This is a genomic window from Mucilaginibacter sp. (genome assembly GCF_036383575.1).
In the GTDB taxonomy this organism is placed as follows: Bacteria; Bacteroidota; Bacteroidia; order Sphingobacteriales; family Sphingobacteriaceae; genus Mucilaginibacter.
Map to the genome: position 1 here is coordinate 20,290 of NZ_DASVOB010000468.1, position 7,025 is coordinate 27,314.

Genomic DNA, 7,025 nt, shown 5'->3' on the forward strand with positions numbered 1-7,025 from the left:
TCTGCCTGAATTAACGTAATTTATTATATTTAGCTTTATCCAAACCGTCAACCTTGTTATCATATGACTGAGACTACCGCAGCCCCGTTTTACTGGTCGGCCCTGCAAAAAATAGCATTGAGGTTCTTCCTCTTATTATTTATATTATACATCTTTTTTAACCCAAACGGGGTGCTGCCTTACACCGATGTTATATCCGATTATCTTATCCAGCCTTTCCATATAATTATCCCCTGGCTTTCTAAAAACCTGTTGAATATGGCACAGCCTGTTACCACTTTTACCAATGGCAGCGGCGATACCACGTACGATTATCTTGTTATTTTACTGATAGTAACTGTATCTGCAATAGTAACCATTATTTGGTCGGTACTTGACAGAAAAGCCCGCAACTACAACAAACTATTTTATTGGCTGTGCGTGATTTTGCGGTACTATGTGGGGATAACGATGCTGAGCTATGGCTTTGTCAAGATCATTAAATTGCAGTTTCCGTCACCTTCTCCGGCGCGATTGCTGCAATCATTTGGTAATGCCTCCCCCATGGGCCTGGCCTGGACTTATATGGGCTACTCAACCGGCTTTAATTATTTTACAGGCATAGCCGAGGTTTCTTGTGGTTTGTTCCTGTTTTTTCGTAAAACCACAACACTGGGAGCAGTGCTGGGTTTGGTAGTTGCAGGGAATATCATGGCGATAAACTATTGTTTCGATGTGCCGGTTAAGCTCCTGTCAACCACGCTGGTGCTTATGGCGTTGTTTCTGCTTGCAAAGGATGCCCACCGGCTTGTCAATTTCTTTTTTTTGAATAAAACTGCATTACCATCAGAAATTGAACCGCATAGGTTCAGACGGAAATGGAAAAATATTTCACTTTCTGTTATTAAATATATTTTGCTGATCTACTTGCTGATATCAAATATTGGGGGCGATATAAAAGCCGCTACCCAATACGGAGATGCTGCCGTGAAACCACATTTTTACGGTATTTACGATATCCAAAGCTATGTGGTAAATAAAGACACCATTACACCGTTAACTACAAATACCGAACGATGGCGTAAATTGGTAGTAGGCAGCTCGGGCTATGCTACCGTTAAAAAAATGAATGACAGTACCCAGAATTATACTTTCAGGGAAGACACTAAAGCACACACCATAGTAATGTTTACAGATGCTGATACATCCGCCAAATATCATTTTATATATTCCGAACATGGAAAAGACAGCCTGATGCTGAAAGGGAAACTTGGTTTGGATTCGATTAAGATCAGTATGAAAAAGTTTGACATGAAAAACTTCAAGCTTATTAACCGCGGTTTTCATTGGGTTAATGAATTTCCTTATAACAAATAAAGGCATCTGTATAAAGGCGGTATAGGGAAATCGCTTTTAACCACATGTAGATTAAAAATGAAAAATTTTCACACTAATTTTTACGTATTAATCGAATTACACGAATTTAGAATCAATTTAAGATTCGTGTAATTCGATTAATTGCAGATGGCTTGAAAAGCATTCGTGTAGAAATTTTTCAGATGAGGTTAGTAATATAGGGCGAATTATTTTAAACGCGATTTCCTTGAAGGCTGGCTGGTTTGTAATTATTTGATGTTGTAAAATGTTTATTTTTGACCCTTTATGACCGACGATAGTTTTGCCATTAGGTTACCCCAGTTTGAAGGCCCGTTTGACCTGCTGCTGTTTTTCATTGAACGCGATGAGCTGGATATCCACGATATCCCGATAGCAAAAATTGCCGATGATTTTCTGCACTACCTGCACCAAATGACAAGCCTCAACATGGAAATTGCCAGCGAATTTATTTTCGTTGCGGCTACCCTTATGCGCATTAAGGCCAAAATGTTGTTGCCCCGTTATGGTACCGAAGAAGCAGGTGATGACCCGGACACCAAAGAAAACCTGATCAGGAAACTCATCGAATACAAAAAGTTCAAGGAGGCATGTGAAGAGATAAGGCCCATGGAGGATGAGCGTTTTAAACAGGAAAAGCGCGGCAATATCAAGCATGACCTGGAACAGGTTGAAAAAGTGGCCGTCCCCGGCGAAGAACTATCCGAGTTAACCCTTTATCGCCTCATGGTTGTTTATGAGCGAATGGTCCGCAATTTCACCAGGCGCAACGAGGAAGTAAAGCATACGGTAGTACAATATCCTTACACCATCGAAAAGCAAAAAAAGGCGGTTGCCGATCTGCTGAAGATCAATAAAATGCTCGATTTTAAAGCCATCGCCAAAGAATCTGAAAATAAGGTGCATTTTGTATATAACTTTTTGGCCGTGCTTGAAATGCTTCAACAGGACCTGATCGACATCCAGATAGGATTGGGATATAATAACTTTTGGATCTCGTCGAAAGCCGGGGCCGAAGCGGAAAGCTAAAAGTTTTTTTGAGCTTAAGGCAGAAGGCTTAAAGCCGAAAGCTTTTGGGGAGATAATACAAAAGCTTTGAGCCTTTAGCTTTCAGCTTTTTTACAAAAATGTTCCGGATCTCACCCCGGAACACCGTTACCATTACAGGTAATCAACTAAATCACCAATCTCACGTTGGTGATGCCCTGCCGCTTGCTGCGGACTAAAATTCATTTACCTGAATAATCTACCTGCTTTTTTAATTTAATGACCGATACTCTTGTGGCGTATGGCCAACTCTTTTCTTAAACAGACGGGCAAAGTGCTGCGGGTATTTAAAACCTAATTCGTAAGCAACCTGGTTAATGGATTTGCTGCCGTCGAAGATCTTTTCCTTAGCCATATCAATTAGTTTTGCCTGGATATATTCCTGGGCCGTTTTGCCTGTTTCTTTTTTTACCAGATCGCCGAAATAGTTGGCCGAAAGGTTCAGTTGCTCTGCACACCAGGCAACGGCGGGTAAACCGATGATCTGCGGTTTTTCCGACCCGAAATAATCATTCAACAGGCTTTCAAATCTTGCTAAAACTCCCTGGTGCACATGATCCCGGGTAATAAATTGCCGGTCATAAAAACGGGTGCAGTAATCCATGAACAATTCGATATTGGCTACGATCAGGCGCTTGCTGTGCTTATCCACCCCTCGTTCCAACTCATAATCTATTTTGGAAAAACAATCCAAAACGATATTTCTTTCACGTTCAGATAAGTGCAATGCCTCGTTCGACTGGTAGCCGAAAAAGGTAAACTCCTGGATTCGCCTGCCCAGAGAAGTGCCGTGTATGAGGTCGGGATGAAAGGCCAGCGCATTACCTTTAGGCTGATAGATTTCACCATTGCTGTTTATGCCGGCTACCTGCCCCGGGGCAAGTAACACCAATGTCCCCTCCTGGTAATCGTATGTGTTTCGGCCATACACCATGTCGCCGCATTTAACATCTTTTAAAAACACAATGTAAAAGCCAAAATACATCCGGGAGCCCGATCTCGGGTTGGCCTTTGACAGATCGACAACGCTCACCAATGGGTGTTTGGTTTCGTTGTTGTTAAATGCATTGTATTCATTTATTGTATTGAAACGGCGCATGCTATCCATATCCACTCTATTTTAGTTCGAATTTACGCTATTAATCAATGCGTTGGCACCCGGGCGTGCCCAATCAGTAATAATGGTATAAACATCCGTAATCTGTATCCTGTTTGGGCAAATAAAAGACCTCAACTTTGTGATGTTAAATATCAGCTATGCAAAAAGTTAAATTAAATAATGGCATCGAAATGCCCATCCTTGGGTTTGGCGTATTCCAGGTAACAGATCTGGCGGAGTGTGAAAGAAGTGTAAGAGAGGCTATAGAAACAGGTTACCGCTTGATTGATACGGCGGAGTCTTATATGAACGAAGAAGCTGTAGGTAAGGCTATCAGAAGCAGTGATGTTGCCCGAGAAGAATTGTTTATCACTACCAAGCTTTGGATCCAGTCGGACGGTTATACCGGGGCAAAAAAAGCCTTTGAAAGCTCACTGAAAAAGTTGCAGTTAGATTACCTCGACCTGTACCTGATGCATCAACCATATGGTGATGTTTACGGCGAATGGCGGGCCATGGAAGAGCTGTACAAAGAAGGAAAAGTAAGGGCAATTGGCGTAAGTAATTTTCATCCCGACAGGCTGATCGATCTGATCATTCACAACGAGATTGTTCCGGCTGTAAACCAGGTTGAAACCCATCCATTTCATCAGCAAAATGAGGCGCAGCAATTCATGATCGATAACCAGGTGCAGATTGAATCATGGGGGCCATTTGCCGAAGGTAAAAACAACATTTTTCATAATGAACTGCTACAATCCATTGCCGGGAAGTACAATAGATCAATTGCCCAGGTAATTCTTCGCTGGCTTACACAAAGGGGCGTGGTAGCTATTCCCAAATCAGTGCGTAAAGAACGAATGGAAGAGAATATCAACATTTTCGATTTTGAACTAAGTACTGAAGATATGAATGCTATTAAAACATTAGATACCAAAGCAAGCAGCTTTTTTGACCACCGGGATCCGGCAATGGTGAAATGGCTTGGAGAAAGAAAATTGAATAATTAAACCTGCAAAACATGAAAAAAGTACTGTATGTAATGATCTTATTGGGAGCAATAGCTTCTACCCGCGCAATGGCACAAACAGCGCCTGTGTTTACAAGAGGCGAATTATCTAAAACCAATAACCATACCGGCGACGTTTGGCTTAGGGAATTGAACAAAGCCGATAGCGTAATTGATTGCAATATCGCTACGGCAACCTTTGCACCGGGCGCTAAACTCGACTGGCATATCCACCCGGCCGGGCAAATCCTGATGATCACCGAAGGCACAGGGTATTACCAGGAAAAAGGTAAACCAATCCAGGTAGCTCATCAAGGTGATGTGATCAAATGTGTTCCCGGGGTAGCCCACTGGCATGGTGCATCGCCTAAATCAACCTTTACTTACATTGCCGTTAGCACTAATGGGGCAACAAATAAAACCCAATGGCTGCAAAGGGTAACCGATGAGGAATACAACAGCGTGAAATAATTTATCAATACCAATAATCCTGTAAAAATTATGAAAGTATCAATTATCACATTATTCCTGTTAATTGTCGGCGTGCAATTAGCCAGCGCACAAACGCCAAATACATCTCCTACTCCTACCAAAGCAGAACAAGAGATCATCAATCTGTCAAAAACAAAATGGACCTGGATGGCAGATAAAAATGTAGATTCATTAAATGTGTTGTTTAATGAAAAATGTGTGTTTGTTCATATGGGCGGAAGCTGGGGAAAGCCGCAGGAACTCAACGTCATTAAATCGGGAGGGATCTGGTATAAAAAAGCAGCGGTCTATTCTGCCTCGGTGAACATTTTTGGTAACACGGCCATTCTGTTAAATGACATCGATTTGCTGGCGGTAGTGGGTGGAAACGAAGTTACCCACGCTTTTATGGTGACAGAGGTATACATTAAAGAAAACGGCAACTGGAAGATGGGCTCACTCACCTTTTCGCAATTACTAAGGCCGGTTAAAATGGAAGCACCGGGTAAGCAATAAAATTAAGCCTATGAAAAAGGGATTCTTTGCCTTGATGTTAACAGTGCTCTGCGGCGTATCTGCCTGTACTAACGCACAATCCACATCGGCAAAAAAGATACTGATCGTATACCTGTCGCGCACCAATAATACCAAAGCAATAGCAAACCTCATACATGATGAAGTAGGCGGAAAGCTGGTTTCACTTGAGCTGGAGAAGCCGTATCCTGAAAATTACCAGTCCATAGTACAACAGGTTGCAAAAGAAAATGAAAGCGGCTACCTACAACCCTTGAAAACAAAAATTGACAGCATCGATCAGTATGATGTGGTGTTTGTTGGTTTCCCTACCTGGGGCATGAAGCTGCCCCCGCCGATGAAAAGTTTCCTAAAGCAATATGATCTGAGCGGAAAAACCATTGTGCCATTCAATACCAATGCGGGCTATGGCATTGGCAGTACTTTTGAAACGGTAAAAGAGTTATGCCCCAAAAGCAATGTATTAGACGGCTTTACAACCAAAGGCGGCATTGAACGGGATGGCGTTTATTTTGTAATGCAGGGCGAACGTGAAAAGCAGGCGCGAGAGGAAATAAAGGAATGGTTGCAGAGAATTAAGATTCAGCGACAATAAACTGTATTTGTTTAAAAGTCGGTTCGGAATTTGAGAAATAGGCAAAGCTTCGGTGTTTACTTAAAAACCGTTATCTTTATATAATTTTTAAGGTTATGGATATTACATTAAAGTATAAAATAGTAGAAAAGATCATTCAAAGCAATGATGATAATATACTTAATGAAATAAATTCATTATTAGGTTTGTCGGAAAATGATTTTTGGTCAGAGCTTCCGACCCCGGTTCAACAAGCCATTGATAAAGCAAAAAATCAGCTCGATCGAGGTGAAGGTACTCCTCACGAAGAAGTAATGGCTAAAATAAAATCCCGTTTTTTTAATAAATAATGCATCGCCAGATTGTTATTTGGTCGCCTGTTGCAGAGCTTACCTATTATGAGATATTGGAATATCTTGATGAGAACTGGACTATTAAAGAGGTAATCGCCTTTGTTAAACGTACAGATGAAGTGGTCGGACATATATCAAATAATCCACTTCTTTATCCTTATTCTAAACAAAGTGATACACATAAATGCGTTGTTGTAAAACAGGTAAGCTTATTTTACCGTGTAAAATCCAATAATATCGTCGAGCTTTTAATGTTCTGGGATAATCGCCTTGACCCGGATAAGCTTAAATTCTAAAACTGCAATGTATAAGTAATTTACAATCATTGTGACTACATAAACCTTTCTGATAATTTATTCGCTGTAACCATTTAAGCGGCAAATAATATTGTGTTTGTTTTTAATTAAGTAAAATCTAAGATCACTCCTGTCTCAAATCTAACTTCCACTCTCTCAAATCTATATCAATTGCTTAACTTAGCACCGTTAAAAACACACAATGAAAAGAGACAAACTGATATTTAAGCTATTGGATGAAGAGCAACAACGCCAGGAAGAGGGCATT

9 protein-coding genes are annotated in these 7,025 nt (G+C 41.0%); 8 read left to right on the top strand and 1 reads right to left on the bottom strand.

Annotated elements, in window-relative coordinates:
* Positions 1-63 precede the first annotated feature (63 nt).
* Positions 64-1,356, top strand: a complete 1,293-nt coding sequence (locus VF500_RS16830; protein WP_330860787.1) for a hypothetical protein — start codon at positions 64-66, stop codon at positions 1,354-1,356.
* Between the two features lie 285 nt (positions 1,357-1,641).
* Positions 1,642-2,403, top strand: coding sequence for a segregation and condensation protein A (locus VF500_RS16835; RefSeq protein WP_330860789.1), 762 nt, complete (start codon positions 1,642-1,644; stop codon positions 2,401-2,403).
* A gap of 229 nt (positions 2,404-2,632) precedes the next feature.
* On the opposite strand, the gene VF500_RS16840 is transcribed toward VF500_RS16835, so the two are convergent.
* Positions 2,633-3,529 carry a helix-turn-helix transcriptional regulator gene (locus VF500_RS16840; RefSeq protein WP_330860790.1) on the bottom strand — a complete coding sequence of 299 codons (897 nt, stop codon included), beginning with the start codon at positions 3,527-3,529 and terminating at the stop codon, positions 2,633-2,635.
* A gap of 149 nt (positions 3,530-3,678) precedes the next feature.
* Here VF500_RS16840 and VF500_RS16845 point away from each other — a divergent pair, with 149 nt between their 5' ends.
* The 6 genes from VF500_RS16845 (at position 3,679) to VF500_RS16870 (ending at position 6,757) form a co-directional block, all read left to right on the top strand.
* The gene (locus VF500_RS16845) at positions 3,679-4,530 is read left to right on the top strand and encodes an aldo/keto reductase (RefSeq protein ID WP_330860791.1); all 852 of its coding nucleotides are present in this window, start codon (positions 3,679-3,681) and stop codon (positions 4,528-4,530) included.
* 11 nt (positions 4,531-4,541) lie between these two features.
* A complete protein-coding gene (locus VF500_RS16850; protein ID WP_330860792.1) occupies positions 4,542-5,000 on the top strand; it encodes a cupin domain-containing protein in 459 nt (152 codons plus the stop codon).
* Positions 5,001-5,030: 30 nt separating this feature from the next.
* Positions 5,031-5,516 (top strand): nuclear transport factor 2 family protein, encoded by a 486-nt coding sequence (locus VF500_RS16855; protein ID WP_330860793.1) that lies wholly within the window; start codon positions 5,031-5,033, stop codon positions 5,514-5,516.
* 10 nt (positions 5,517-5,526) lie between these two features.
* The gene (locus VF500_RS16860; protein ID WP_330860794.1) at positions 5,527-6,129 is read left to right on the top strand and encodes a flavodoxin family protein; all 603 of its coding nucleotides are present in this window, start codon (positions 5,527-5,529) and stop codon (positions 6,127-6,129) included.
* Positions 6,130-6,224: 95 nt separating this feature from the next.
* Positions 6,225-6,458 carry a hypothetical protein gene (locus VF500_RS16865; protein ID WP_330860795.1) on the top strand — a complete coding sequence of 78 codons (234 nt, stop codon included), beginning with the start codon at positions 6,225-6,227 and terminating at the stop codon, positions 6,456-6,458.
* Positions 6,458-6,757 (top strand): hypothetical protein, encoded by a 300-nt coding sequence (locus tag VF500_RS16870; protein ID WP_330860796.1) that lies wholly within the window; start codon positions 6,458-6,460, stop codon positions 6,755-6,757. The genes VF500_RS16865 and VF500_RS16870 overlap by 1 nt, the downstream gene beginning before the upstream one ends.
* Positions 6,758-7,025 lie beyond the last annotated feature (268 nt).